Raw genomic sequence first — 25,631 nt, forward strand, 5'->3', positions numbered from 1 at the left:
TTCTCGTGAAAAATGACCGTTCCATCGGCGCGCCGGTCTCGCGGCGCTCGTTCCTCCGGCTCGGCGCCACCGCAGGGCTGCTGCTGCCCAGCGCCGGCGGCATGACCCTGCTGCTCAGCGGCTGCGGCAGCGACGACAACAAGGTCAACGCCGACGGCAGCATCTCCGGCACGTACATGGCCGCCTCCAGCCTGACGCTGAGCTACGTGGAGACCATGGTCGCCAAGGAGCGCGGCTACTTCGCCGAGTACGGCCTGGACATGGAGATCAAGGGTGGCCAGGGCACCGCCACCGCCATCCAGGCGGTGCTCGGTGGCTCGGCCGACCTGACCCGAGCCAACGGCATCAACGCGGTCATCGCGGTGGCCAACGAGCAGGCCCCGCTGGTCAGCATCGCCAGCCTGCGGCAGAAGTCGCAGTTCGAGGTCGTCTCCATGCCCGACAAGGCGATCCGCAACCCGGCCCAGCTGGCCGGGCGCACCTGCGGCATCGTCTCCACCGGTGGCGCCACCGAGAACCTGCTCGACGTCATGCTGATCAACGCCGGCGTCGACCCCAAGACGGTGAAGCGTCCGGTCACCGGTGTCGGCACCGCCGCGTACGAGCTGGCCCGCAAGGGCGAGGTCGACGCCTGGATCTGCGTCAACACCGACCGCGCCACCATCCAGAAGGACATCGGCGAGGTCGTCTTCTTCAGCACCGACGAGTTCGCCCCGATGCCGTCGGACTCGTACAACACCAGCCTCCAGATGATCGAGTCGGACAGCGAGATGCCGGTGAAGTTCCTCGCCGGTGTGCTCAAGGCCATCGAGTACGCCAGCAAGGAAGAGAACTGGGACCAGGTCATCGAAGACCTGCGCAAGTACAACCCGGAGGCCAACCCGGCCCAGGCCCGCGCCGAGCTGCCGCTGCTGGTGGAGAGCTGGCTGGCCGCCGGCCCGGACAAGGTCCTGCAGATGAACGAGCAGACCTGGCTGTCCGGCCAGGAGAGCCTGATCAAGGCCGGCCTGGTCAAGTCCGCGGCCCCGATCGAGAAGCTGATCTACAAGGACTACCTCGATCGCGCGAGGAACCTGTGACCAGCGGCCCGGCCGCTGCCAGCGCCGCGGCGGCGGTGCTGGCAGCGGCGGCGGCCAGCGGCGTGCAGCGGCTGTGGTTCAACAGCGGTTCCGAGCTGACGTCGTTCCAGGAAGCCCACGCGCAGGCCCGCCACCACGGCCGGCCGACCCCGGAACTCATCACCTGCCCGCACGAGCACGTGGCGCTCACCGCCGCGATGGGCGAAACCATGGTCACCGGACGGCCCGCCATGACCGCGGCCCACGCCGACCTCGGTCTGCTGCACCACGGCGGCGCCATCCACAACGCCATGTGGGGCGACCACCCCATCATGATCATGTCGGGTTATCCGCCCACCCGCGCCGAGGCACGCACCTCACCGGTGTTCTGGAAGCAGCAGCGCTGGGACCAGGGCTCGATCGTGCGGCAGTACGTCAAGTGGGACTACAAGCTGTCCGCCCTCGACGACGCCGGCCTGGTCGTGGCGCGCGGCCTGCAGGTCGCGCTCGCCCCCCGACCCGGCCCCGTCTACCTGGCGATGCCCGAGGAAGTGGGCCGGTACCCGGTGCCGGCCGACGGCCCGACTCCCAGCGCGCAGATGCTCGGCATTCCACGGCTCGGCCCCGGCGACCCCGACGTGGTCAGCGAGGTGGCCCGCCGGTTGACCACCGCCCGACGGCCGGTCGTCGTCACCGACCGGGTCGGCGTGAACCCGCAGGCCGTCGCGTTGCTGGCCGAACTGGCCGACACCCTCGGTGTGCAGGTGCGCGCCTCCCGCTACCGGATGAACCTGCCGGACGACAACCCGTGGCACACCACCGATGCGCTGGACCAGTTCGACGTCATCGTCGTGCTGGACCACCCGGTGCCGTGGATGCCGGCCGTGGAACGGCCGCGCGACGACGCCTGGATCGGCTGGGTGGGACCCGACCCGATCGAGAGCCGGGTGCCGCTGTACGAACTGCGCGCCGACGCCCGTACCACCGCCGATCCGGCGGCCTTCCTGGCCGCGGTGCTCGCCGAGGTGGGCTCGGCCGGGCCGGGTGACGCCGACAGCATCCGGCGACGCCGGCAACACCCGCCGGCCGCCGGCCGGGCGCGGCGCAGCACCGACGGCGGGGCGCCGGCGAGCGGCGTACCCACTCCGGCGCTGATCGCCGCGGCGCTGGACCGGCACCTGCGCCCCGACGACCTGCTGACCTGGGAGGTGTTCGACACCACCACGGTCAGCCGGACGAAGCCGGGCACCCTGTTCGAGAAGGGCGGGTCCAGCCTCGGCTGGTCGGTGGCGGCGGCCACCGGCGCCAGCATCGCCGCCGGCGGCGCGCACGCGGTGGCGGTGACCGGGGACGGCTCGTACCTGTTCGGTTCGCCCGACTCGTGTCTGTGGTTGCAGCAGCAGTGCGACGCCCCGGTGGTCACCGTGGTGGTCAACAACGGCGGCTACCGCACCGGCACGACCACGCTGGCCGCGCACTACCCGGGCGGCCTGGCGGTCACCGAACCCACGGTGCTCGGCGGCCACCTCACCCCGTCGCCGGACTTCGCTGCCCACGCCCGATCCCAGGGCTGCTACGGCGAACGGGTGGTCGCCGCGGCCGACCTGGCCGCCGCCCTGGACCGGGCCCGCACCTCCGTCGAGCGGGACCGGGTGCCGGCCGTGCTGGACGTCTGGGTGCCCGAACACCTCACCGGGTCGATGGACCCGGGACGCCGGGCGCGCACCCCGGCCGATGAAGGGAACACCGATGGTTGATGTCGTCTCGCCCATCGACGCGCAGGTCCTGGCCCGCGTCGCACCCACCGCGCCGGCCGACGTGGACGCCGCCGTCCGGGCGGCCCGCGCCGCCCAGCCGGCCTGGGCGCGGCGTACCGGCAGTGAGCGGGCGCGGGTCCTGCACGCGATCGCCGACCTCATCGAGGCCCGGGTCGAGGACCTGGCCGAGACCGAGACCCGCAACACCGGCAAGATCCTCAGCGACACCCGCCGTGAGGTACGCCGGGCGGCCGGCAGCTTCCGCTACTACGCGGGCTGGGCGGAGCAGGTACGCGGGGAGACCATCCCGGTCGGGCCCGAGTACCACACGTACACGGTGCCGGAGCCGCACGGCGTGGTCGCCGGGGTCATCCCGTGGAACGTGCCGTTCTTCTTCGCCGCCAAGAAGATCGCCCCGGCGCTCGCCTTCGGCAACGCCTGCCTGCTCAAGCCGGCCGAGGAGACACCGTTGACCGCCCTGCGGTTGGGCGAGCTGCTGGCCGAGGCGGGCATTCCGCAAGGGCTGGTGCAGGTGCTGCCGGGCGGCCGGGAGACCGGCGCGGCACTGGTGTCGCATCCGGGCGTCGACCTGATCGTGTTCACCGGGCACCACGACACCGGCAAGGCCATCGCCCGCGCGGCGGCGGCCAACCTGACCCCGATCGCGTTGGAGTTGGGCGGCAAGTCGCCGCAGGTCGTCTTCCCCGACGCCGACCTGGACCGGGCGGTCGACGCCGTGGTGCTGGGGGTCTTCGCCTCCTGCGGTCAGATGTGCATCGCCGGTTCGCGGCTGGTGCTGCACGAGTCCATCTACGACGAGGTCCTCGACCGGGTGGCCGCGCGGGTACGCACGTTGCAGGTGGGTGACCCGTTCGACGAGCGGACCGACCTCGGCCCGCAGATCACCGCGGCGCAGCGGGACAAGACGGTGGCGTTCATCGCCGAGACCCGCAACGCCGGCCGGCTGGTCGCGCAGGCCGCGCTGCCCGACGACGAGCGGCTGCGGGACGGCTTCTACGTGCCGCCGACGGTGTTCGACCGGCTTGACGAGGGCGCTCGCGTGTTGCGCGAGGAGGTCTTCGGGCCGGTGCTGGCGGTGTCGTCGTTCCGCGACGACGCCGAGGCGCTGCGGCTGGCCGACGACACCCAGTTCGGTCTCGCCGCCGGTGTCTGGACCGCCGACATCGCCCGGGCGCACCGCTTCGCCGGGCAGGTACGCGCCGGCACGGTGTGGATCAACACGTACCGGGTGCTGTCGGACCTGGTGCCGTTCGGTGGTGTCGGGCTGTCCGGCTACGGCCGGGAGAACGGCACCGAGGCGGCCCGGCTCTACCTGCGCCCCAAGTCGGTGTGGACCTCCCTGGCCGGTGGCATCCCCCAGGGGTACGGCATGGGAGGCGCGGGTGCGGCAGGCTGATCGCCCGGCCGATCCGCCGGCCGACAGGCCAGCCGATGAAGAGGGACGTGGCGGTCTCGCGTTGCTGCGGGACCGCCGCTTCGGCCCGTACTTCTTCGGGTCGCTGGCGTCCAACACCGGTACGTGGTTCCAGAACGTCGCGGCGATCCTGACCATCTTCGCGCTGACCCGTTCGGCGTTCATGGTGGGTCTGGTCACCGCCCTGCAGTTCGCCATGCAGTTGGTCCTCGCCCCGGTGATCGGGGCGGTGGCCGACCGGGTCGACCGGCGGCTGCTGATCATCGTGGGGCAGACGTTGGGCGGCACCGCCGCCGCCGTGCTCGCGGTGCTGGCGTTCCTGGACGCGTTGAATCCGTGGCTGCTGCTCACCTTCGTCGGACTGTCCGGGGTGGGTCAGGCGGTCACCGGTCCGGCCGCGCAGGCGCTGGTGCCCAACATCGTCGGCCGTGCCGACGTCCCCCAGGCGATCGCCCTGCACTCGTTGACCTTCAACCTGTCCCGGGCCATCGGCCCGGTCGCCGGTGCGGCCACCTATGCGCTGGCCGGGGCCGGTACGGCGTTCGCCGTCAACGCCGCCAGCTTCCTGGTGTTCGCCGCGGCGTTGAGTCGCGTACGGCTGCCCCGGCCCGCCGCGGGTACCCGCCCGCGGGGCCGGTTGGGGGTCCTCGGCGGTCTGACCTATGTGCGTGGCCGTCCCGAACTGCTGCGTTGCCTGGTGGCGGTGGCGCTGATCGGGTTGGCGATGGAGCCGATCAACACCTTGTCGCCCCTGTTCGCCGAGGGGTTCGGCGGCGGTGAACTGCTGGTCGGTGTCTTCATCACCTTCTTCGGCATCGGTTCGGCGTTGATCGCCGGCTGGGTGGGGCGGCTGCGCCGCACGATGGGCAGTGGCCGCACCGGGGCGGTGGGGGTGTTCGCCCTGGGCGCCGGGATGGTGCTGCTGGCGGTCAGTCCCGGCCCGGTGATGGCCACGGTCGGCATCGCCCTCGGCGGAGCCGGCTACCTGCTGGCCGTCAGCGATGTCAACGCCACCATGCAGCACGGCCTGGCCGACGAGGTACGTGGCCGGGTGATGGCCCTGTGGTCGATGTGCTTCCTCGGCATCCGGCCGGGGGCGGCGATGCTGCACGGCTGGCTGGGGGACACCTTCTCGGCCCGTACCGGGGCGTTCGTCGCGGCGGCGGCGGCGATCGCGGCGGCGGTGGTGCTGCGGCCTCGGCTGACCCGGCATCAGCCGAGGTGAGGGGTTGTCTGCGTTGACCCCGCACCTGATCCCGGACTATTCTGCTGAGCGAAACGCCGTTCGCTTGAAGCGAACGAAATGGATAGGGGAGGCCCAATGCACGACGGACCGCTGACCGGACTCCGCGTCATCGACGCCTCGACGATCCTGGCCGGCCCGCTGTGCTGCCAGATCCTCGGCGACTTCGGTGCCGACGTCATCAAGGTCGAACACCCCGTCGCCGGGGACAGCATGCGCGGCCACGGCCACGCCAAGGACGGCATTCCGCTGTGGTGGAAGGAGATCTCCCGCAACAAGCGGACGATCGGCCTGAAGCTGTCCACTCCGGAAGGCGCCGACCTGCTGCGTCGCCTCGCCGCCACCGCCGACGTGCTGGTCGAGAACTTCCGCCCAGGCACCCTGGAACGGTGGGGGATCAGCCCACAACAGCTCCAGGAGCTCAACCCCGGCCTGGTCGTCGTGCGCATCTCCGGCTTCGGCCAGAAGGGCCCCTACGCGCACCGGCCCGGTTTCGGCACCCTCGCCGAGGCGATGAGCGGCTTCGCCCACCTGACCGGCGAGGCCGACGGCCCACCCACCCTGCCGGCGTTCGGCCTGGCCGACAGCATCTGCGGCATCGCCGCCTCCTCGGCCACCATGGTGGCGCTGTGGGCCCGCACCCGCAACGGCGGCAAGGGCCAGGTCGTCGACCTCAGCCTCCTCGAACCGATCATGACGGCGGTCGGCCCCGGCCCCACCGTCTACGACCAGCTCGGTGTCATCGGCCACCGGCACGGCAACCGGTCCACCAACAACGCCCCCCGCAACACCTACCGCACCAAGGACGGCGACTGGGTCGCGGTGTCCACAAGCGCCCAGACCATCGCCGAACGGGTGCTGCGTCTCGTCGGACACCCCGAGGTCATCGACGAACCGTGGTTCGCCTCCGGACGCGAGCGCGCCGCGCACGCCGACCTGCTCGACGACTACGTGGGCGGATGGATCGCCGAACGCACCCGCGACGAGGTCATGCGCGCCTTCGAAGAGGCCGGCGCGGCCGTCGCACCCGTCTACACCGCCCGCGACATCGTCACCGACGAACACGTCCAGGCCGCCGAGATGGTGGTCAAGGTGCCCGACGCCGACCTCGGCGAGGTCCTGATGCACAACGTGATGTGGCGCATGTCGGAGAACCCGGGCCGGATCCGCTTCACCGGTCGACCCCTCGGGGCCGACACCGACGACCTCCTCGTCAACGAACTCGGCTGCACCCCCGAGACCGTCGCCGAGCTGCGCGCCCGGGAGATCGTGGCCTGACGGCCGCCACCACACAAGGTAAGGATTGTCGTGACCACAACGAGCACCACCGCCGCAACCAGCCCGGTGACCGGGACGCAGGCGCTCCTGGCCGCCGTCGGCGCCGGAGTGCGGACCTACGACCTGGGCCGCCGTCTGACCATCGGTATGCCGCAGTCGCCGAACCACCCGCCGTTCTGGCACGCCCTGCCCCGCCGGCACGGCGACAACGTGCGCGCCGACGGCGGGTCCGCCGCCAACGACATCATCACGATGGGCACCCACGTCGGCACCCACATCGACGCCTTCGCCCACGTCTCCCAGGACGGCCGGCTGGTCGACGGCTCCGACGCCGCCGTCGCCGGCCGCGGTGGACGCTTCGCCGAACTCGGCGCGCACACCATCGCCCCGATGGTCCGCCGGGGTGTGCTGCTCGACGTCCCGGCCGCCCTGGGCCAGCCCGACGGCTGCCCGCCCGGCTACGAGATCACCCCGCAGGACCTGTCGGCCGCGGCGCAACGGCAGGGCACCCCGATCCGCCCCGGTGACGTGGTGCTGATCCGCAGCGGCTGGGGACGCCTGTTCGACCACGAGGACCGCACCCGCTACGTCGGGCACGCCAGCGGCGTGCCGGGTGTCGGTGCGGCCGGCGCCACCTGGCTCGCCGACGCCGGCGCACACGCCGTCGGCGCCGACACCATCGCCTTCGAATGCCTACGACCGGGCGCCGGACACAGCGTCCTCCCCGCGCACCGCGTGCTGCTCGTCGAACGCGGGGTCTACATCATCGAGACGATGGCGCTGGAGGAACTGGCCGCCGACGCCGTCCACGAGTTCCTGTTCGTGCTCTCGCCGCTGGCCATCTTCGGCGCCACCGGCTCGCCGGTGCGCCCGCTGGCGGTGATCGCCAATGGCTGAGCAGACCCTCGCCCAGCACCTCGCCGCCTTCGCCGCCGGCACGGGCGCCACCGCCCTGCCCGACCGGCTCGCCGCCAGCGTGCGCCAACGCGTCCTGGACATCCTCGGGCTGTGCGTGGCCGCGCACCGGCTGCCCACCAGCCGCGCCGCCCTGGACTACGTCGCCGACCAGGGTGGACGCGGCCAGGCACACGTCGTCGGCCTCCCCGATGCGGTGCCCGCCGCGCAGGCCGCGTTCGGCAACGGCGTGCTCGCCCACTCGTTGGACTACGACGACACCCACCTGCCCTCGGTGCTGCACCCCAGCGCCGCGGTGGTGCCCGCGGCGCTGGCCGCCGCGCAGGCCGCCGGCGCAGACGGCACCGCCCTGACCAACGCCGTCGCGGTCGGCATCGAGACGACCGTACGACTCGGCATGGCCGGTTTCGACCCGGTCCTCAACAACTCGGTGTTCTTCGAACACGGCCAGCACGCCACCTCCATCTGCGGGGCGATGGGCGGCGCCGTCGCCGCCGGCATGCTGCTCGGACTCGACGAGAACCAGCTCACCGACGTGCTCGGGGTGACCGCCTCGATGGCCGCCGGGCTGATCGAGGCCAACCGCACCGGCGGCACGGTCAAGCGGCTGCACTGCGGCTGGGCCGCGCACAACGCCGTCACCGCCGCCGACCTGGTCCGCCGCGGCTTCACCGGGCCACCGACCGTGCTGGAGGGCCGGTTCGGTTTCTACACCGCCTTCCTGCGCGGCGAAGCCGACTACGAGCAGATCACCGACGGGCTCGGTGAACGGTGGGCGGTGCCGGACATCTTCTTCAAGCCGTACCCGGCCAACCACTTCACCCACGCGGCCATCGACGCCGGTCTGGCGCTGCGCGCCCAGGGTGTGCCGGTGGACCGGATCACTCACATCGAACTGCGGGTACCCGCCGCGGTGATCCGCACCATCGGGGAACCGATCGCCACCAAGCGGGCCCCCGACACCGGCTACCAGGCGCAGTTCAGCGGGCCGTACGCGATCGTCGCCGGGCTGCTCGGTGGTGGGGGACTGGGCCTCGGGCTGGGTGATTTCACCGACGAGCTGGCCCGTGACCCGCAGCGCCGGGCGCTGATGGCCCACGTCGACGTGGTCCCCGACGACGAGTGCAACAAGATCTTCCCGTACCAGTTCCCGGCCATCGTGACCGTACGCACCGACGACGGCCGTACCTGGCGCGAGGAGGTCCTGGCCAACCGTGGCGGCCCGCAACGACCGCTGTCCGACGCCGAACTGGCGATGAAGTTCCGGGACAACGTCGCCGGGCGCATCGCCCCGGAGACCGCCGACCAGGTGGTGTCCACCGTGCTCGGCCTCGCCGACGTCAGCGACGTCAACGACCTGCTGCGCCCCCTGACCCACCTCCGCACCGACGTCGACTGACACCGGCCTCGCGGCCCGCCAACCTCAGGAGCACATCGTGGAACCCTTCGATCTCGTAGTGACAAACGTCCGAGTGGTGCGGCACGACCAGGCCGAGCCGGCGGCGCTGGACATCGGTGTCCGCGACGGCCGGATCGCCGCTCTCGCGCCGCACCTCGACGTCACCGGCGCGAAGTCCGTCGTGGACGCCGGCGGCAAGCTCGCCTTCCCCGGCGTCGTCGATGCCCACCAGCACTGGGGCATCTACCACCCGCTGGCCGAGGACGCCGCCACCGAGAGCCGCGCCTGCGCGCAGGGCGGTGTCACCTCCGCGCTCAACTACATCCGTACCGGGCAGTACTACCTCAACCGCGGCGGACCGTACCGCGAGTTCTTCCCCGAGGTGCACCGCGCCACCGACCAGAAGTCCTACGTCGACTTCGCCTTCCACGTGGCCCCGATGACCACCGAGCACATCGACGAGATCCCCGAGCTGATCCGCGACCACGGCGTCACCTCGTTCAAGATCTTCATGTTCTACGGTGGCCACGGGCTGCACGGCCGCTCGGCCGACCAGAGTTCCTTCCTGATGATCCCGCCGGACGCCCGGTACGACTACGCCCACTTCGAGTTCGTCATGCGTGGCGTGCAGGCCGCCCGGGAACAGTTCCCGGAGCTGGCCGACGAGATCTCGCTGTCCCTGCACTGCGAGACCGCGGAGATCATGCGGGCGTACACCCGGCTGGTCGAGGAGGACGGCAGCCTCAAGGGGCTCGCCGCCTACAGCGCCTCCCGGCCGCCGCACTCCGAGGGTCTGGCGGTCACCATCGCCGCCTACCTGGCCCACGAGACCGGCCTGCCCACCATCAACCTGCTGCACCTGACCTCCGCCAAGGCGGTCGACGCGGCGCTGCGGATGGCGCAGGCGTTCCCGCACGTCGACTTCCGCCGCGAGGTGACCATCGGTCACCTGCTGGCCGACATCGACACCGCGTACGGCCTCGGCGGCAAGGTCAACCCGCCGCTTCGTCCCCGCGAGGACGTGGAGGCCCTGTGGGGTCACATGCTCGACGGCACGATCGACTGGGTGGTCAGCGACCACGCCTGCTGCCGCGCCGAGGTCAAGTTCGGTGAGCCGAAGGACGACATCTTTGTCGCCAAGTCCGGCTTCGGTGGCGCCGAGTACCTGCTGCCCGGCCTGATCAGCGAAGGCGTCAAGCGGGGCCTGTCCTACGGTCGGGTCGCCGAGCTGACCTCGTGGGCGCCCGCGCGGCGTTTCGGGTTGGCCACCAAGGGCGCCATCGCCGAGGGGCTGGACGCGGACTTCTGCCTCGTCGACCCGAACCACACCTGGACGGTGCGGGCCGAAGAGTCGCTGTCGACCCAGGAGTACACCCCGTTCGAGGGCATGGAGTTGACCGCCAAGGTCACCGACACCTTCCTGCGCGGTGAGCAGATCCTGCGCGCCGGCACCGTGGTCGGCCAGCCCCGCGGCCGCCACCTGGCCCGGCCGACCCGGCCGTGACCGCCCTCGGACCCACCCCGGCCGCGGCCCGCAGCTACCTGTACGTGCCGGCGGACCAGCCGGACAAGCTGGCGCGGGCCGCGGCCCGGGGCGCCGACGCCTGCATCCTCGACCTCGAAGACGCGGTCGCGCCGACCAGCAAGGCCGCCGCCCGCAGCACGCTCGGCGCGTTCCTCACCGACCCGGCCGCCGGCCCCCAGTGGTGGGTACGCCTCAACGCCGACACCCCGGCCGCCGACATCGCCGCGGTGGCCGGGCCGCACCTGACCGGTGTGGTCGTGCCGAAGGCCGACGTCGAGTCGGTGACCGAGGTGCACCGGCTGCTCGGCGACGCCGAACGGCAGCACCACCTGCCGGCCGGTCACCTGGCGGTGTTCGCCCTGCTGGAGACGGCAGAAGGTGTCCTGCGCGCCGAGGCCGTGGCCGCCGCCCCCCGGGTGGTACGCCTCGGCCTCGGCGAGGCCGACCTGGCGGCCGAACTGTGCCTGCAACCCGGCCCGGACAAGATGGAACTGTGGCCGCTGCGCTCCCGGGTCGTGCTGGCCTGCGCGGTGGCCCGGATCGCCCCGCCGGTGGGCCCGACGGAGACGGCCCTGCGGGACCCGGAGCGGCTGGAGGCCACCAGCCGGTTGCTGCTGCGGCAGGGTTACCGCAGTCGCACCGCGATCCATCCCGCCCAGGTGCCCGTGGTCAACCGGGTGTTCTCGCCGACGGCAGAGGAGGTCGCCGCGGCCCGGGACATCGTCGACCGGTTGACCGCCGCGGAACGCGACGGCTCCGCTGTGGCGGTCTCCGCCGACGGTCGGATGATCGACGCGGCGGTCGCCCGTAGCGCCCGGGAGGTGCTGGGCCGGGCCGTCACGGGCGGCTGAAGGCCCAGGCCAGTCGGCTTGTCGGGCGGGTGAAGCGGGTACGGTCAGACCCTTGCCGCTAAAACATCATCATGTTTAGCATGTTAAACCTGGTGGTGAAGGGAGACGGCATGAACCTCGCACCCGCCCGACAGCGACCCACCGTGCACCAGCACACCAGCCAGATGTTCACCTGCCAGGTGACCCTGGCCAGCTACGGACCACCGGTCACCCCGTTCACCGAGGTCCAACGACGACTCCACGCCCTGGACCGCCGCTTCTCCCGCTTCCGCCCCGACAGCGAACTGAGCACACTCAACGCCGCCGCCGGGCACTGGCACCCCGTCTCCGACCCACTGCACGCCATGCTGCGGCACGCCCTCACCGTCGCCACCGCCAGCACCGGCCTGGTCAACATCGCCGTACTGCCCCAACTCCTCGCCGCCGGCTACCGCCGATCCTGGGCCACCGGCACCCCCCGACCCACCCCGACACCGGTCGCACCCACCCCCGTGGCACCCCTGGCCGACATCCTGGAACTCCGCGGCCACACCGCCCGCCTGGCCCCCGGCCACAGCGTCGACATCGGCGCCCTCGCCAAAGGCGCCTGGGCCGACGACATCGTCACCTGGCTCGGCCCCAACAGCGCCGCCAGCATCGGGGGAGACGTGGCCTGCCGCGGACCCGGCCCCGACGGCGACGGCTGGCCCGTCGAACTACCCCACGGCGAAACCCTGCACGTGCGCGACGGCGGCGTCGCCACCAGCGGCACCGCCAAACGCCGCTGGGGCACCGACGCCCACCACCTGATCGACCCCCGCACCGGACGTCCCGCCACCTCCGACATCACCCAGGCCACCGTGCACGCCGCCACCGGCGCCACCGCCGACTGGGTCGCCTCCGCAGCCGTCATCGGCGGCCACGCAGCCACCGACCACCTCACCCACCGAGCCGACGTGCACCACCTCTGGCTCAACCAGACCGGAGCACCCCGATGACCCACACCGGCCCAGACCGCCTCGTCGAAACCGCCCGCTTCCGGGCCGCCTTCCGGCAGGTACCCGCACCGGTGGCGATCATCCTCGTGCCCGGCGGCCCCGCCGGCGTCACCGGCCTCACCTGCACCTCCGCCACCTCACTGTCCGGCGAACCCCCCATGGCCATGGTCGGCATCGACCAGAAAACCGGCCTCGCCGCACTGGCTCAACAAGCCGGCCGATTCAGCATCAACTACCTCGCCGCCGACCGCGCCACCTGGGCCCAGGCCTTCGCCGCCCGCGGCCGCCACCTCGACGAACTCGCCGCCGCCGTGATCGCCGGACACACCACCGTGCCCACCCTCGCCACCGGCACCACCGCCGTCCTCGAATGCCGCACCACCACCGTCCATCCGGGCGGAGACCACTTCATCCTGTGCGGCGAGGTCCTGCACACCCGCGCACAGACCGACGCCCCGCCCCTGCTCTACCTCGGCGGCCGCTACGGCAGCTTCCAACCCACCCCCCACTGACCGCACCCGGAGAGCGCAACGATGGCCCCACCACGCCCGTACACCGTCAACGCCGGCGGATTCACCACCCGCTACTGGGAAAGCACCCCACCCGGACAACCGAGAGGCACCGTCGTGCTCATCCACGACGGCGCCTTCGGCGGCGACGCCATCGGCAGCTGGTCGACCGTCATGCCCCTGCTCGCCCAGCACTACCGGGTCCTCGCACCCGACCTGCTCGGCTACGGCGACACCGACAAGGTCGTCTACCTCGACCGCCCACCGTACGCCTTCCGCACCGCCCACCTCGCCGCCTTCTGCGCCGCCCTCGACATCGACGCCGCACACTTCGCCGGCCAGTCCTTCGGCGGCTCCCTGCTGCTGCGCGCCCTCGCCACCCCCACCCCCGAACTACCCGCCCTGTCCGCGGTCAGCATCTGCGGCACCGGCGGCCCCTGGCGCACCAGCAAAGGCGTCACCGAACTCGGCCGCTTCGACGGCACCGAAGACGACATGCGCCGCCTGGTCGCCCTCATGACCGACGACTACCCCGGCTTCGACGACACCATCGCCCTGCGCTACGCCAACACCCGCAAACCGGGCCACGTCACCGCCTGCCTGGCCCCCCGCCTACGCCACCCCACCCTGACCAAACCAGACGTCCGCGACGACTGGCCCACCCCACTGCGCGACAGCCCCGTGCCCGTACTCGTCGTCGAAGCCACCCGCGACGACCTACTCGAACCCGACTGGGGCCACCACTTCGACAACCTGGCACCACACATCCACGTCCACCGCATGGACGCCCGCCACGCACCCAACCTCGACCAACCCGACGCCGTCGCCGACCTGCTGCTGACCTTCTTCGACCAGGGGAGCACACCATGAGCACCCTGCTGTTCCTGCACGACGCCGACGTGCTCCCCGGACCCGTCGGCGCCCTCAGCCGACTCGCCGACCACCACACCGTCGTCGTACCCCGCCACCCCGGCTTCGGCACCCCGATCGACACCACCACCGAAGACTGGGACAGCGTCGCCGACCTCGCCCAACACCACCTCACCGACACCCTCGCCAACCTGCCACCCGACCCCGTACACCTGGCCGGCGCCGGATTCGGCGGCTGGATCGCCCTGGAGATGGCGGTACGCGCACCCCACCGCTTCACCTCACTGCTGCTCGTCTCCCCGTACGGCGTCAAACTCGGCGGACCCACCGAACCCGACTTCGCCGACATCCTGCTGCTCGACCCCACCGAAATCGTCGAACTCGGCTGGGCCGACCCCACCGCCTGCCACGACCTACGGATGCCCGGATTCCCCACCGGCCTGACCGACAGCGAATACGAACGGGCCTTCACCGACCGGGCCGCCCTGTCCCGCTACGCCTGGAAACCCTTCCTGCACGACCCACGCCTCCGCCGCTGGCTGCACCTGGCCACCATGCCCACCCTGGTCCTCGCAGGCAGCCACAACCGACTCGTACCACCCCGACACAGCGCCGCCCTGGCCGACCTGCTGCCCGCAGCCCACTACGTCGAAATCCCCGACGCCGGCCACTACCCGTACCTGGAACGTCCCGACGAGTTCCACCGGATCGTCCGGTCCTTCCTGAACGGAGAGACCCCGTGAGGCTCTACCACTTCACCGAAATGCCCTACCCCAACGTGCCACCCGAGGCGGAAGAGGCGAACCGGGGACTCAAGTACTTCATGCCCAACCAGTACTACGACCCCAAAATCGGCCACCAGCTCTACCAGCGCTACCTCGACGAGTACGAACTCGCCGACGAACTCGGCTTCGACCTCATGGTCAACGAACACCACCAGTCCGCCTCCACCCTGCAGGTGTCCGCCACCCTCAGCGCCGCCTCCGTACTGCACCGCACCCGACGCGGCCGCGTCCTGGTCCTGGGCACCCCACTACCGCACCGGGAAAGCCCCATCCGCGTCGCCGAGGAAATCGCCTACCTCGACTCGGTCAGCGGCGGACGCATCGACTGCGGCTTCGTGCGCGGCGTCCAAGGCGAAACCTTCCCCTCCAACCAGAACCCCGTCCACAACCTGGACATGTTCATCGAAGCCCACGACCTCATCAAGAAGGCGTGGACCCACGGCGACGTCTTCTCCTGGGAAGGCCGCCACTACCACTACCGGTACGTCAGCGTCTGGCCCCGCCCCTACCAGCAACCACACCCGCCGATCTGGATCAGCGGCACCTCCACCCGCCTGGTCGAATGGACCGCCCGACACGGCTACACCCTGTGCAACCTGCTCGGCACCTACGAGGACACCGCAACCTCGTTCCGGCTCTACCGCCGCACCGCCGTCGCCGACGGCCAACCCGAACCCGGCCCCGACCGCTTCGCCTACATGGCCCTGTGCCACGTCGCCCCCACCGAAGCCAAGGCCCGCGAGATCGGCCGCAAACTCATGTACTACCTCAAGCCCGGCAAACTGCGCCTCGGCGCCGCCAGCCCACCCGGCTACTTCCCACCCGCCGCCGCAGTCGCCGCCCTCCGCGGCCGCCTCGGCGCCGTCCGCCGCATGAGCTACGAAGACCTCATCGACGCCGGCATCCTCCTCGTCGGCACCCCCGACCAGGTCACCGCACAAATCCACCGACTCTACAAAGAGACCGGCGCCGGACACCTCATCCTGATGAACCACGCCGGCGACATGACAAGCAACGAGGTACGCGACCACCTCACCCTGTTCGCCCGCGAGGTCATGCCCGACGTCTCCACCATCGGCACCGACTGGCGCGACCAGGACACCACCTGGCGCGTCGACCACGACCAGACACCGGGACGACCCGTACTCTCCAGCGCCCTGTCCTGACCCGACCTCACCACCAGCCGACCACCTCGTCGTGCAACCCCGCATAGTCACGCTCGAGGTGGTCGGCCAGGGCCAGCATGTGCGCCCGCATCAGCCGCTCCGCCTCCGCCCCGTCCCCGTCGGCGATCGCCGCGGCCACCGCCTGATGCTCGCGCCGCACATCCTCCCACCGCTCCGGACGACGCTCCGCCGCCACCACCCGCTCGGTGTAGATCTCCTTCAACGCCCGACCGAACAGATCCAGCACCCCGTTGCCCGACAACCCCGCCACCACACCGTGGAACCGCTGCATGACCGCCAGATAACTGGCCTCGTCACGCTCCTCCAACGTGCTGTGCTCCCGCATCGACTCGGCCAACTCCCGCAACCGCGCCGCATCACGACGCTCCGCGGCCAGCCGCGCCATCAACGGCTCCATGATCACCCGCGCCTCGACCAGCTCACCGAAGCGGGTCCGGCCCATCTGCATGAACAACGCCATCGTCCGACCGAACGTGTGCGGATCCACCGCCCCGACGATCGGACCACCACCACGACCCGGCCGCACCCGCAACAGACCGTTGTGCTCCAGAATCCGCAGCGCCTCCCGCAACGTGCCACGACTGACCCCGTACGCCTGCAACATCTGCGCCTCGGTCGGCAACGCCGCACCGGGGGAGAGCCCCTGCTCGACGATGTCCTCCAGAATCTGCCGGGCCACCAGCTCGCCCATCTTCGCCGCACGCTGACGAAACCGCGGAGTCGGCGGGGTCTCGGACATGACCCGAGTCTACGGGTCCCACGATCTTGCACCCGTCCACCGCTCCCACCGCACCCGACGAAAACACCGACCAGCTCACACCGCTCAAAGCCGACAGGCGAGGGGAGTGGTGGAACAGCTGCACCCATCGACATCGTCGCCTGTCCCGCACCACAACTGCCAGAGTGACGGCGTAACCGACAGAACAGGTGGGACGCGCATGGGCACCATTCACCACGAAGCGACGCTGACGGTGCCGGCAGACGTGGCATGGGACTTCCTCGACCGCTACACCCGCGCCGAGGTCCACATCTTCTCCGCCTGCGTCGGCGAACGCCAGCAGGACGACCACCGGGTGGTCACCCTGATCGACGGCACCGAACTCTGGGAACGAAACGTGACCGTCGATCCGCAACGGAGACGGGCCGTCTACGCGATACCCGGTTTCCCCGGCGCAGAGCACCACCAGGCCGAAATGCGGGTGCTCACCGACGACAACGGCACGGCAACACTGCTGTGGACCACCGACATCCTGCCGCACTCGCTGGCCGCACACCTCAGCGACACGTACGCGGTCATGTTCAGCGAACTGCTCGCGGCAGTCAACGGCCACCACCCATAACTCGGCTCAGCAATTCGCCGCCACCGCTCAACCTGCCTCCGGCAAGAAGCGTCTACCTTCCATGCGAACAGGAAAACGGTGGACGACATGGACACGTCATGCCGGATGACGACGAGGAACAATTCCGCGAGTTCGTGTCGCAGCAGTGGGGGCCGTTGACCCGAACGGCATACCTGCTCACCGGTGACCGGGGCGTCGCCGAAGACCTGGTGCAGTCGGCGCTGGAGAAGACCCACCGGCAATGGGGTCGGATCCTGCGCAAGGACGCGCCCGGGGCATACGTCCGCCGGGCAATGATCAACACCGCGGTGTCGTGGCGACGGCGCCGCCGAACAGTCGAGGTACCGCTACTCGACGCCGACACCATCGCCACCCCCGACGCCTACCAGCACGCGGAAAACCGGCATCAGTTGCTGGGGGCGCTGCGCCGCCTCCCGCCACGAATGCGCGCCGTGCTCGTCCTGCGGTACTTCGAGGATCTCAGCGAGGCTGACATCGCCCGACTGCTCGACTGCTCACCGGGAACGGTCAAGAGCCAGGCGTCACGAGGACTGGCCCGGCTACGAGCCGACCTGGAGCCACCGCCCACGATCACCGAGACCAGCCTCCAGGAGGATCCAGCATGACCAGGAACATGGAAACGGAACTCCGGGAAGCCCTCCGCACCGAGGCTGACACCCTGGCAGTGACGGCGGATCCCTGGCCCCGATTCACCCGGCGGGAGGCAGGTCACCGCCGCGCACGTCGGGTCCGTACCGGTGCGATCGCCGCTTTCCTGACCGCCGCCGTCGCCATTCAGACCAACCTGATTCCCCTGCCCGGTTGGGTGCCCGGCATCGCCGTCGCCTCGTCGCCGTCACCGCTCACGGACGGACCCGCACGGGGCGACCTCGCCGCCGACCACAACTGGACGGACGGCCTGCTCAGGCAGGTTGCCGACCTACAAGAACCGGGAGGGTGGTGGCGGGTCACCGACCGCGACGACATCCGGATCGTGTACGCCGACGACATACCCGGTCGCCGAATCGCGCTGCTCCTCGTCCCGCTGCGCCTGGGCCTGCTCACCGACGCAACGCTTGTCTGGTTCAGCGGCCCACCCGGAGCCGAACCGGAACAGATGCGAAAGGGCGGCAACGAACCCGCCGACACCCCGGTGGCGATCTGGATGGAAAGCGACCCGACGAACGGGGGCGCCGCAGTGGTCATCGGCCCCGCGGGTTCCACTGTGACGATCAACGGGTTCTCCGGCTATTCCTCAACGGGCGTCGTCGAAAGCCACCAGCTCTCCTCATCTGTCGGTACGGGCATCGGTGTCACCTCGCTGCCACCCACCGATATGGTCGGCGGGCCCGCACTCACCGCCCGGGTCACCAACGGCGACACTCTCATCTACGAAGGCCCCGTGTACGGCTTGTGGAGCGGGTCGGACACCGACCGGCAGGAGCCGACCGACGAGATGCTCACTGCCGCCGTCCGCGACACCCGAGGATCCGTCATAGACCGAGACGTCCTCGCACGGTTCATCGATCACGCGTTGCGAGACAGCCGACTGTCGGCCCAGGACGTCACGATCCGCGTGCGCTGGTGCGGCACCGTCAACGACAAACCCGCCACACTGTTCACCATTCAACCCACGGACGGCGGAGTCATCGCCTACGCCGTCCACGGCGACATCACCAGCTGGCGCACCGACCTACGGCTGCTGCTGCCCGCAGACGGCGCTGAGCGACGCCCCATCGCATGGCGGATGCGCGCCGAGGGTGGGGACACCCGGACGGACCGCGTCATGCTGGTGGCACCGCCGCAAGCAGTCACCGCGGCCATCACCGCCCGGGACGGCACCCGGACCCCGGTCGTCCTGGACCCATCCGGCTTCGGCAGCACCACCATCCCGCCGAACATGCCCGCGACCGTCACCGCCAGCACCGCCGACGGGACCCCTTTCATCAGCACACCCGTCCCGGGCTTCGACGCCAACGCCGGCGGCCTACCCGGCACCTCCCGGAACACCCGAGTCACCGGTTAGCACCTGAACAACCCCTGGTGGGTCCGGGGAAGGGGCCGGACCCACCAGGGGTCGACCCGCGTACGCCGGCGGGCACGGCCGTCACGACGCTTGGCACCGGCGGGCGTGTTCGACTGCCGTGCCCGCGCCTGTGGAACGTGGCTCACCGGAACAGCAGGCGTCGAGGTGACAGTGAGGCCCTTCTTCGCGGATCCTGCGCAGCGGGAGCACCCACCGGAGCGCCAGACCGAGATTCGATAATTGACATTATGTAAAGTAAAGCGAGAAGAGGGCTCCTCCGCGGGCGAGCGGCGTCGTTGCCGGCCCGACCGGGCTACACCCCGCTCGCGACGCCTTTGACCGACCTCGCCTCGCCCGGGGCACCAACAGCTTCATCCCGGCGGGCGACCATCTGGCTACGGGCGGCCACCACAGGCGCGCGAGCAGCTCCATGCAGGCCGCAGGGCGCCGCCATGAACCCGGTGCCGCGCCGTACCGACCGAAATCCCAGTGGCCCGCCCGGCCGATCCGCAGGTTGATCCGGTCGATCATCCGGCGGTAAGCCCCGACGGCGATGCGGCGCCACCACCCCGCGCCAAGGAACGCTGTCAGCTCTTCCCCGCCCACCCAGGCCCGCCTGGGTGGGCGGCGTCCTCGATGTGCGGCCGGAACAGCACGAACCCGCCAGGAACCTCCGGTCACGCATGATCGTCAAGCGCGCTCCCCTGGGCTGGCCGGCAACCCGAAAAACATGCATAATATCCCTTATGCATGACAAATCGGGTGTTCTGGTCATCGAGTTGATCGAGGGGTTTCTGACCGCGCGGGCCACCCGTAAGCCATCTCCGCACACCCAGGCGGCGTACCGCCGGGATCTGATCGGGGTGGCCACACTTGCCGCGGAGTTGACCACCCCTCCCCTCCCCCTCGCCGACCTCAGGATCGGTGCGCTCTCCCCCGGCTTGCTGCGCACGGCGTTCGCCCGCTTCGCCGCCGACCGGGCCGCCGCGTCGGTCGGTCGCGCCTGGTCCACCTGGAACAGCTTCTTCACGTTCCTGGTGGCCGAGCAGGTGGTGCCGGGCAATCCGATGCCGGCGGTGGGTCGCCCGCGCATGCCGCTCCCCCAGCCCAAGCCGCTGCGCGGTGAGGACACTCCGGAGCAGTTGCTGGCCTCGGCGGCGCGGGGTGAGGGCCGGCAGCGCGATCCGTGGCCGGAGCGGGACGTGGCGGTGCTGGCGTTGGCGCTGTGTGCGGGGTTGCGGTTGTCGGAGTTGTTGGCGCTGCGGGTCGGTTCGCTGTCGGGGCGGCCCGGTGAGCGTCGGGTGGAGGTGGCCGGCAAGGGTGGACGGCCTCGGGTGTTGCCGGTGGAGCCGGGCCTGGACGAGGTGTTGTCGGCCTACCTGGACAGTCGGGTGCGTCGCTTCGGTACGCGTACGGTGCGACCGGATTCGCCGTTGCTGGTGGATCGGCGGGGTGAGCCGCTGCGCCGGGGTGGGTTGCAGTATCTGGTGGAGTCCTGTTACCGGCGGGCCGGGATCGGTGATCGGGTGCCGCGTGGGGCGCGGTTGCATGCGTTGCGGCACACCTTCGCGACCCGTCTGGCGGAGGACGGTGCCGGGGCGGCGGAGATCATGCGGTTGCTGGGTCATGCCTCGTTGGCGTCGTCGCAGACCTACATCGAGGTGACCGCGGTCCAGCAGCGGGAGGCGGTACGGGCGAACCGCACGAACCGGGCCCTGGTCGGGTTGGTGCGGTCTCAGGCCGGTTGAGCGGTCAGGGCCGCCGGCAGGATGGTGGCGGTCTCCCGGGGGGTACGACAAACGGTCCTCCTCATTGGCAGAGAAGGACCGTGAGGCGTGGGTCAGGCGGCGCCGGATTGCCGGCGCTGGTGGTTCCGGTTCTGTTGGAGGGCTTCTTCTAGTTGGTCTTCGAGGATGATGATCCGGCAGGCGGCTTCGAGGGCCGTGCCGTGGTCGACCATCTCCCGGGCTCGTGCGGCCAGGCGCAGTTGGTAGCGGGAGTAGCGGCGGTGTCCGCCGGCGGAGCGGAACGGGATGATCAGCTTTGCCTCGTCGAGGCGGCGCAGGAAGTCCTGCGAGGCGCCCACGATCTCCGCGGCGCGGCCCATGGTGTAGGCGGGGTAGTTGTCGTCGTCGAGCACGTCGTCGGGTTGGGCCATGCATACCTCTCCATGACGAGGGCCCCGGCGAAGGAGTCGCCGGGGCCCAGGGTTACGGGTTGAATACACCATCTACCGACGGGTTCGTCGGGTTCTCGTTTCCGCACCGGGCGACTGTCAGCGACAGGCGGTGCGAGGATCGCATAAGCGTGACCGGAGACCACCTCACATTCGATGGGACTACGGTGTCCGCCGCAGAAATGCGACTGCATTCTGGCGGCGGGCGATCCAACGGCGTCCAGCCCTCCCTTTCCTCTGCTTCCGATTACCTGTGGTGCGGCCCGCCGGTGTCGGAGCCCACGCAACTACCCGGCCCGGACACGTACGGCGGAGCTTTCCTGCATCAGGCGGAGCCCTGAACCTGCATCGGCCCTGCCTGCGGTTGCCTTGACCTGGAGTTACGTCAAGGTCTTGACCTGCACTACCGTGCTGCGTGCGGTGGTGTGGTTCCACCGCTGTCGCCGAGCGAGCCGCGAGAAGTTCCGGGCCCTGCTTGATGCTCGGTCTGTTTCGTCGGCGTTCTTTACCGATCTTCGTTGTCTACGAGGCAAACCTTACCCGCGCCCACCGACAATATCTAGCTACTTGGGACCAGATTTTCTCGGTGGATCGGGCAAGGCCCGCAGAGGTGGTGGTCAGGTGGGTCAGCCGAGATCGACCAGCAGGGGCCGGTGGTCGGAGATGGTCGACAGTGGGGTGCGTACCGCGGTGACCGGGGGCAGCTGAGTGAACCCGCGCCGGTCGGCGATGGCGTGGTCGAGTTGCACGCGGGGCGCTGCGGCCGGGTAGGTGGGTCGGCGGCCGAGCAGGTGCCAGCCGGTGGTGAGGCGGGTGGCCCAGGCGGGCAGGTTGAGGTCGCCCAGCAGGATCCGTGGTGCCGGCAGGGTGCGCAGGGCGCGGATGACCTGGCGGAGTTGGAGGACGTTCCAGCCGGGGACGAAGGACAGGTGGGTGGCGGCGACGGTGAGGTGGCCGTGGGGGGTGTCCAGGACGGCGGCGAGGACGACGCGGGGTTCGTCGCGGAGCAGGATGAGTCCGCCGCCGCCTGCGCCGGGCGCGTAGACCGGTGAGCGTACGGGTGCGGGTTTCAGGCGGGTGACCTGCCAGGTGGTGACGGGGTGGCGGGAGATCAGGCCGACGCCGTAGCAGGGTTCGCCGTGTCCGTCGTCGTCGTGGGTGAGGGGTCGGAAGGCTTCGCCGGGGGTGCCGACGACGGCGGCGGCGAAGCGGTGTTCGTCGGCGTGGAGGGCTTGGGCGGCGATGGCGGTGAGGTCCAGGTTGCCGCTGCGGGACTGGTCGCGGTCGACTTCCTGCAGGGCGAGTACGTCGGCGTCGAGGGCGGTGACGGCGGCGGCGAGGCGGTGGGGGTCGACCAGTCCGTCGGTCAGTGATCGTCCGTGCAGCAGGTTGAACGTGGCCAGGCGCACGCTGTCACCTTAGCGACGGTGGTGGCAGGGTTTTGCAGATGATGCGGGGTCTGTTCTGTTCGATGCTGCTTTTCCTGGCCGTGGGTGGGGTGGGGATCTGGGTGCGGCGGTTGCGGGGCCGGTGAGGCTGCCCACAGATGCCCACGTCAGCGGGGTCGTGGTGGGCAGAATGCGGCGCGTGGAGCTTGATCCTTCGACCGTCGCGATCCTGTTGACGGCTGCCGCGATGGCCGGGTGGGTTGATGCGGTGGTCGGTGGTGGGGGTTTGTTGTTGTTGCCGGCGCTGCTGGTGGCGGTGCCGGGTATGCCGCCGGCCATGGCGTTGGGGACGAACAAGTTGGCGGCGATCGCGGGTACGTCGACGGCGGCGTTGACGTTCGCCCGTCGTACGAAGATCGATTGGGCGGTGGCGGGGCCGGCGGCGGCGTTGGCGGTGGTGTGTGCCGGGGTGGGTGCGGCGTTGGCGGGTGCGGTGCCGCCGTCGGCGTACCGGCCGGTGGTGCTTGTGGTGTTGCTGGTGGTGGCGTTGTTCGTGGTGTTGCGGCCGCGGTTGGGGGTGGCGGCGGCGCCGCATCGGCGGACGCGGGCTCGGGTCGTGGTGGCGGTGCTGGTGGCGGGGGTGGGGATCGCCGCCTATGACGGGTTGATCGGGCCGGGTACGGGCACGTTTCTGGTGTTGGCGTTCACCGCGTTGGTGGGTGCGGATTTCCTGCATGGTTCGGCGATGGCGAAGGTGGTGAACGCGGGTACGAACGCGGGGGCGTTGGCGGTGTTCGCGGTGACGGGGAACGTGTGGTGGTTGCTCGGTGCGGCGATGGCGGTGTGCAACATCGTGGGGGCGATGGCCGGGGCGCGGATGGCGTTGCGGCGGGGTGCCGGGTTCGTGCGGGTGGTGTTGCTGGTGGTGGTGTTGGCGTTGGTGGCGAAGCTGGGTTACGACCAGTGGCTGGCCGGTTGAGGGTGGGCCGCGGCTGTCGTGTGATCATCGGCTGATGCCGGTGCGCGCGGAACATGATCGGTCGGTGTTGGCGGGGCTGTTGGGTCGGGATCCTCAACTGCACGCCTACGAGTTGGGTGATCTGGACGATTTCTTCTGGCCGTACACGTCGTGGTATCGGCGGGGTGGGTCGGTGGCGTTGCTGTATCACGGGATGCGGCCGCCGACGTTGCTGGCGTTGACGCGGCCGGAGGGGGTCGAGGAGTTGGCGGCGTTGGTGGGTGAGTTGGCGCCGGTGTTGCCGGCGCGGTTGTGGGCGCACCTGTCCCCCGGTGTGGAGGTGGGGTTGGCGGGGGCGTTTCGGGTGGTGTCGGCGGGGGCGCATCTGAAGATGGCGTTGACGCGGCCGGACCGGTTGGCGGCGGTGGCGGCGGCCGGGGAGGTGCTGGGTCGTGAGCATGTGCCGGCGTTGCGGGAGTTGTACGCGGTGGCGTATCCGGGTAACTGGTTCGATGCCCGGATGGTGGACACGGGCCGGTATGTGGGTGTGTGGGCCGGTGGTGTGTTGGTGGCGGTGGCGGGGGTGCATGTGTACTCCCCCGCGTTCGGGGTGGCGGCGTTGGGCAATGTGACCACTCATCCGGCGTGGCGTGGTCGGGGGTTGGCCTCGGCGGTGGTGGCCCGGTTGTGTGGGTTGCTGCGGGCCGAGGTGGAGCAGGTGACGTTGAACGTGAAGGCCGACAACGGTGTGGCGGTGCGGTTGTACGAGCGGTTGGGTTTTCGCCGGTCGGCGCAGTACGGGGAGTTCGATCTGGCCGCGGTCGGCTGCTGAGGCGGGTTTTCGGGTCGCTTCGGTGGGTGGCTGGTGGGCAGAATGCGCGGATGACTCAGGCGACGTTGCGTACCGCCCGGTTGGTGTTGGTGCCGTTGGCGGATGAGCATCTGGCCGGTGAGATCGCGTTGGACGCGGATGCGCAGGTGATGCGGTTTCTGGGGCCGGTGCGGTCGGCCGAGGAGGTGCGGGGGCTGCATCGGCGGCGGTTGGCGGTGGCCGGGCAGGCGCCGGGGTTGGGGTTCTGGGCGGGTCTGGTGGAGGGTGAGTTCGTCGGCTGGTGGCTGTTGGAGCCGCCGCAGCGTGCCGATCAGGGGCCGGTGGCCGGGCAGGCGGAGTTGGGTTACCGGTTGGTGCGCCGGTGGTGGCGGCGGGGGTTGGCCAGTGAGGGGGCCCGGGAGTTGATCCGGCACGGTTTCGTGGATCTGGGGTTGCGGCGGATCTTCGCCGAGACGATGGCGGTGAATGTGGCGTCGCGGGCGACGATGGCGGCGGTGGGGATGCGCTATGTGCGCACGTTCCACCAGTCGTGGTCGGATCCGTTGCCGGGTGCGGAGCAGGGTGAGGTGGAGTACGAGATCACCCGGGAGCAGTGGGTGGTGTCAGCGGCGGGGTGAGTCGAAGCGTCCGGCGCGGATTTCTCGTAGTGCGCGGCGGCGGATGTCGCCGCGCAGGGTGTCGACGTAGAGGCGGCCGTGCAGGTGGTCGGTTTCGTGTTGCAGGGCGCGGGCGAGGAAGCCGCTGCCGGCGATGGTGAGGGGTTCGCCGTGTTGGTCGAAGCCGTGGGCGGTGGCGTGCAGGGCGCGGGGGGTCGGGAAGTAGAGGCCGGGGATGGACAGGCAGCCTTCGTCGTCGTCCTGGAGTTCGTCGGACAGGTCGAGGGTGGGGTTGATCATGTGGCCGCGGTGGCCGTCGGCGTCGTAGACGAAGACCTGGGCGTTGACGCCGATCTGCGGGGCGGCGACGCCGGCGCGGCCGGGTTTGCCGAGCAGGGTGTCCATCAGGTCGGTGACCAGGGAGCGTAGTTCGGCGTCGAAGCTGGTGATCGGTTCGCTGGGGGTGCGTAGCACCGGGTCGCCGATGATTCGGATGTCCCGCATGGTCATGTCGGAAAGGCTAGTC

The 25,631-nt window shown here is 70.5% G+C and carries 25 protein-coding genes; 21 read left to right on the forward strand and 4 right to left on the reverse strand.

Annotated features, from left to right (window positions below):
* Window positions 1-5: 5 nt before the first annotated feature.
* The 14 genes from VAB18032_RS15870 (at window position 6) to VAB18032_RS15935 (ending at window position 15,768) form a co-directional block, all read left to right on the forward strand.
* Entirely contained in the window at window positions 6-1,079 is a 1,074-nt protein-coding gene (locus tag VAB18032_RS15870) for an ABC transporter substrate-binding protein (protein ID WP_013733881.1), read from the forward strand.
* Window positions 1,076-2,815, forward strand: coding sequence for a thiamine pyrophosphate-dependent enzyme (locus VAB18032_RS15875; RefSeq protein ID WP_013733882.1), 1,740 nt, complete (start codon window positions 1,076-1,078; stop codon window positions 2,813-2,815). Before VAB18032_RS15870 ends, VAB18032_RS15875 begins: the two co-directional genes overlap by 4 nt.
* Window positions 2,808-4,232, forward strand: a complete 1,425-nt coding sequence (locus tag VAB18032_RS15880) for an aldehyde dehydrogenase family protein (RefSeq protein WP_013733883.1) — start codon at window positions 2,808-2,810, stop codon at window positions 4,230-4,232. The genes VAB18032_RS15875 and VAB18032_RS15880 overlap by 8 nt, the downstream gene beginning before the upstream one ends.
* A complete protein-coding gene (locus tag VAB18032_RS15885; RefSeq protein WP_013733884.1) occupies window positions 4,219-5,475 on the forward strand; it encodes an MFS transporter in 1,257 nt (418 codons plus the stop codon). The genes VAB18032_RS15880 and VAB18032_RS15885 overlap by 14 nt, the downstream gene beginning before the upstream one ends.
* A 96-nt stretch (window positions 5,476-5,571) precedes the next feature.
* Window positions 5,572-6,771: a CaiB/BaiF CoA transferase family protein gene (locus VAB18032_RS15890; protein ID WP_013733885.1), complete on the forward strand. Its 1,200-nt coding sequence runs from the start codon at window positions 5,572-5,574 to the stop codon at window positions 6,769-6,771.
* Window positions 6,772-6,801: 30 nt separating this feature from the next.
* Window positions 6,802-7,668: a cyclase family protein gene (locus VAB18032_RS15895; RefSeq protein ID WP_013733886.1), complete on the forward strand. Its 867-nt coding sequence runs from the start codon at window positions 6,802-6,804 to the stop codon at window positions 7,666-7,668.
* Window positions 7,661-9,085 carry an MmgE/PrpD family protein gene (locus tag VAB18032_RS15900; RefSeq protein WP_013733887.1) on the forward strand — a complete coding sequence of 475 codons (1,425 nt, stop codon included), beginning with the start codon at window positions 7,661-7,663 and terminating at the stop codon, window positions 9,083-9,085. Before VAB18032_RS15895 ends, VAB18032_RS15900 begins: the two co-directional genes overlap by 8 nt.
* A gap of 37 nt (window positions 9,086-9,122) precedes the next feature.
* Window positions 9,123-10,589, forward strand: coding sequence for a dihydroorotase (locus VAB18032_RS15905; protein ID WP_043720912.1), 1,467 nt, complete (start codon window positions 9,123-9,125; stop codon window positions 10,587-10,589).
* On the forward strand, window positions 10,586-11,461 hold the full coding sequence (locus tag VAB18032_RS15910) for an HpcH/HpaI aldolase/citrate lyase family protein (RefSeq protein WP_013733889.1): 876 nt from the start codon (window positions 10,586-10,588) through the stop codon (window positions 11,459-11,461). The genes VAB18032_RS15905 and VAB18032_RS15910 overlap by 4 nt, the downstream gene beginning before the upstream one ends.
* A 110-nt stretch (window positions 11,462-11,571) precedes the next feature.
* A complete protein-coding gene (locus tag VAB18032_RS15915; protein WP_013733890.1) occupies window positions 11,572-12,438 on the forward strand; it encodes an FAD:protein FMN transferase in 867 nt (288 codons plus the stop codon).
* The gene (locus VAB18032_RS15920; protein WP_013733891.1) at window positions 12,435-12,950 is read left to right on the forward strand and encodes a flavin reductase family protein; all 516 of its coding nucleotides are present in this window, start codon (window positions 12,435-12,437) and stop codon (window positions 12,948-12,950) included. Before VAB18032_RS15915 ends, VAB18032_RS15920 begins: the two co-directional genes overlap by 4 nt.
* Before the next feature lie 21 nt (window positions 12,951-12,971).
* A complete protein-coding gene (locus VAB18032_RS15925; RefSeq protein ID WP_013733892.1) occupies window positions 12,972-13,817 on the forward strand; it encodes an alpha/beta fold hydrolase in 846 nt (281 codons plus the stop codon).
* Window positions 13,814-14,560, forward strand: a complete 747-nt coding sequence (locus VAB18032_RS30120) for an alpha/beta fold hydrolase (RefSeq protein WP_013733893.1) — start codon at window positions 13,814-13,816, stop codon at window positions 14,558-14,560. The genes VAB18032_RS15925 and VAB18032_RS30120 overlap by 4 nt, the downstream gene beginning before the upstream one ends.
* Window positions 14,557-15,768, forward strand: coding sequence for an LLM class flavin-dependent oxidoreductase (locus tag VAB18032_RS15935; protein WP_013733894.1), 1,212 nt, complete (start codon window positions 14,557-14,559; stop codon window positions 15,766-15,768). The genes VAB18032_RS30120 and VAB18032_RS15935 overlap by 4 nt, the downstream gene beginning before the upstream one ends.
* A 7-nt stretch (window positions 15,769-15,775) precedes the next feature.
* On the opposite strand, the gene VAB18032_RS15940 is transcribed toward VAB18032_RS15935, so the two are convergent.
* A complete protein-coding gene (locus tag VAB18032_RS15940) occupies window positions 15,776-16,528 on the reverse strand; it encodes a FadR/GntR family transcriptional regulator (RefSeq protein ID WP_043720925.1) in 753 nt (250 codons plus the stop codon).
* A 199-nt stretch (window positions 16,529-16,727) separates the two neighbouring features.
* Between VAB18032_RS15940 and VAB18032_RS15945 the strand changes: the two genes are divergently transcribed.
* From VAB18032_RS15945 to VAB18032_RS15960, 4 genes are all read left to right on the forward strand, one after another.
* Complete coding sequence (locus VAB18032_RS15945; protein ID WP_013733896.1) at window positions 16,728-17,129, forward strand: SRPBCC family protein; 402 nt, start codon at window positions 16,728-16,730, stop codon at window positions 17,127-17,129.
* A gap of 98 nt (window positions 17,130-17,227) precedes the next feature.
* Window positions 17,228-17,755 (forward strand): SigE family RNA polymerase sigma factor, encoded by a 528-nt coding sequence (locus VAB18032_RS15950; RefSeq protein ID WP_013733897.1) that lies wholly within the window; start codon window positions 17,228-17,230, stop codon window positions 17,753-17,755.
* The gene (locus VAB18032_RS15955) at window positions 17,752-19,155 is read left to right on the forward strand and encodes a hypothetical protein (RefSeq protein WP_013733898.1); all 1,404 of its coding nucleotides are present in this window, start codon (window positions 17,752-17,754) and stop codon (window positions 19,153-19,155) included. Before VAB18032_RS15950 ends, VAB18032_RS15955 begins: the two co-directional genes overlap by 4 nt.
* 746 nt (window positions 19,156-19,901) lie before the next feature.
* Entirely contained in the window at window positions 19,902-20,903 is a 1,002-nt protein-coding gene (locus VAB18032_RS15960) for a tyrosine-type recombinase/integrase (RefSeq protein WP_013733899.1), read from the forward strand.
* A 92-nt stretch (window positions 20,904-20,995) separates the two neighbouring features.
* On the opposite strand, the gene VAB18032_RS15965 is transcribed toward VAB18032_RS15960, so the two are convergent.
* Entirely contained in the window at window positions 20,996-21,313 is a 318-nt protein-coding gene (locus VAB18032_RS15965; protein ID WP_013733900.1) for a helix-turn-helix domain-containing protein, read from the reverse strand.
* 644 nt (window positions 21,314-21,957) lie between these two features.
* Window positions 21,958-22,740, reverse strand: a complete 783-nt coding sequence (locus VAB18032_RS15970; protein ID WP_013733901.1) for an endonuclease/exonuclease/phosphatase family protein — start codon at window positions 22,738-22,740, stop codon at window positions 21,958-21,960.
* Between the two features lie 169 nt (window positions 22,741-22,909).
* Here VAB18032_RS15970 and VAB18032_RS15975 point away from each other — a divergent pair, with 169 nt between their 5' ends.
* The 3 genes from VAB18032_RS15975 to VAB18032_RS15985 are packed head-to-tail and all read left to right on the forward strand — an operon-like array spanning window position 22,910 to window position 25,126.
* Window positions 22,910-23,698: a TSUP family transporter gene (locus VAB18032_RS15975; RefSeq protein WP_193386258.1), complete on the forward strand. Its 789-nt coding sequence runs from the start codon at window positions 22,910-22,912 to the stop codon at window positions 23,696-23,698.
* Between the two features lie 34 nt (window positions 23,699-23,732).
* Window positions 23,733-24,509, forward strand: coding sequence for a GNAT family N-acetyltransferase (locus VAB18032_RS15980; protein ID WP_013733903.1), 777 nt, complete (start codon window positions 23,733-23,735; stop codon window positions 24,507-24,509).
* 50 nt (window positions 24,510-24,559) lie between these two features.
* Window positions 24,560-25,126: a GNAT family N-acetyltransferase gene (locus VAB18032_RS15985; protein WP_013733904.1), complete on the forward strand. Its 567-nt coding sequence runs from the start codon at window positions 24,560-24,562 to the stop codon at window positions 25,124-25,126.
* Here the strand turns inward: VAB18032_RS15985 and def are convergent.
* Window positions 25,112-25,615 (reverse strand): peptide deformylase, encoded by a 504-nt coding sequence (gene def / locus VAB18032_RS15990; RefSeq protein ID WP_043720933.1) that lies wholly within the window; start codon window positions 25,613-25,615, stop codon window positions 25,112-25,114. The two genes, VAB18032_RS15985 and def, sit on opposite strands and share 15 nt — an antisense overlap.
* Between the last annotated feature and the right edge of the window lie 16 nt (window positions 25,616-25,631).

This window comes from Micromonospora maris AB-18-032 (assembly GCF_000204155.1).
GTDB classification, from domain to species: Bacteria; Actinomycetota; Actinomycetes; order Mycobacteriales; family Micromonosporaceae; genus Micromonospora; species Micromonospora gifhornensis.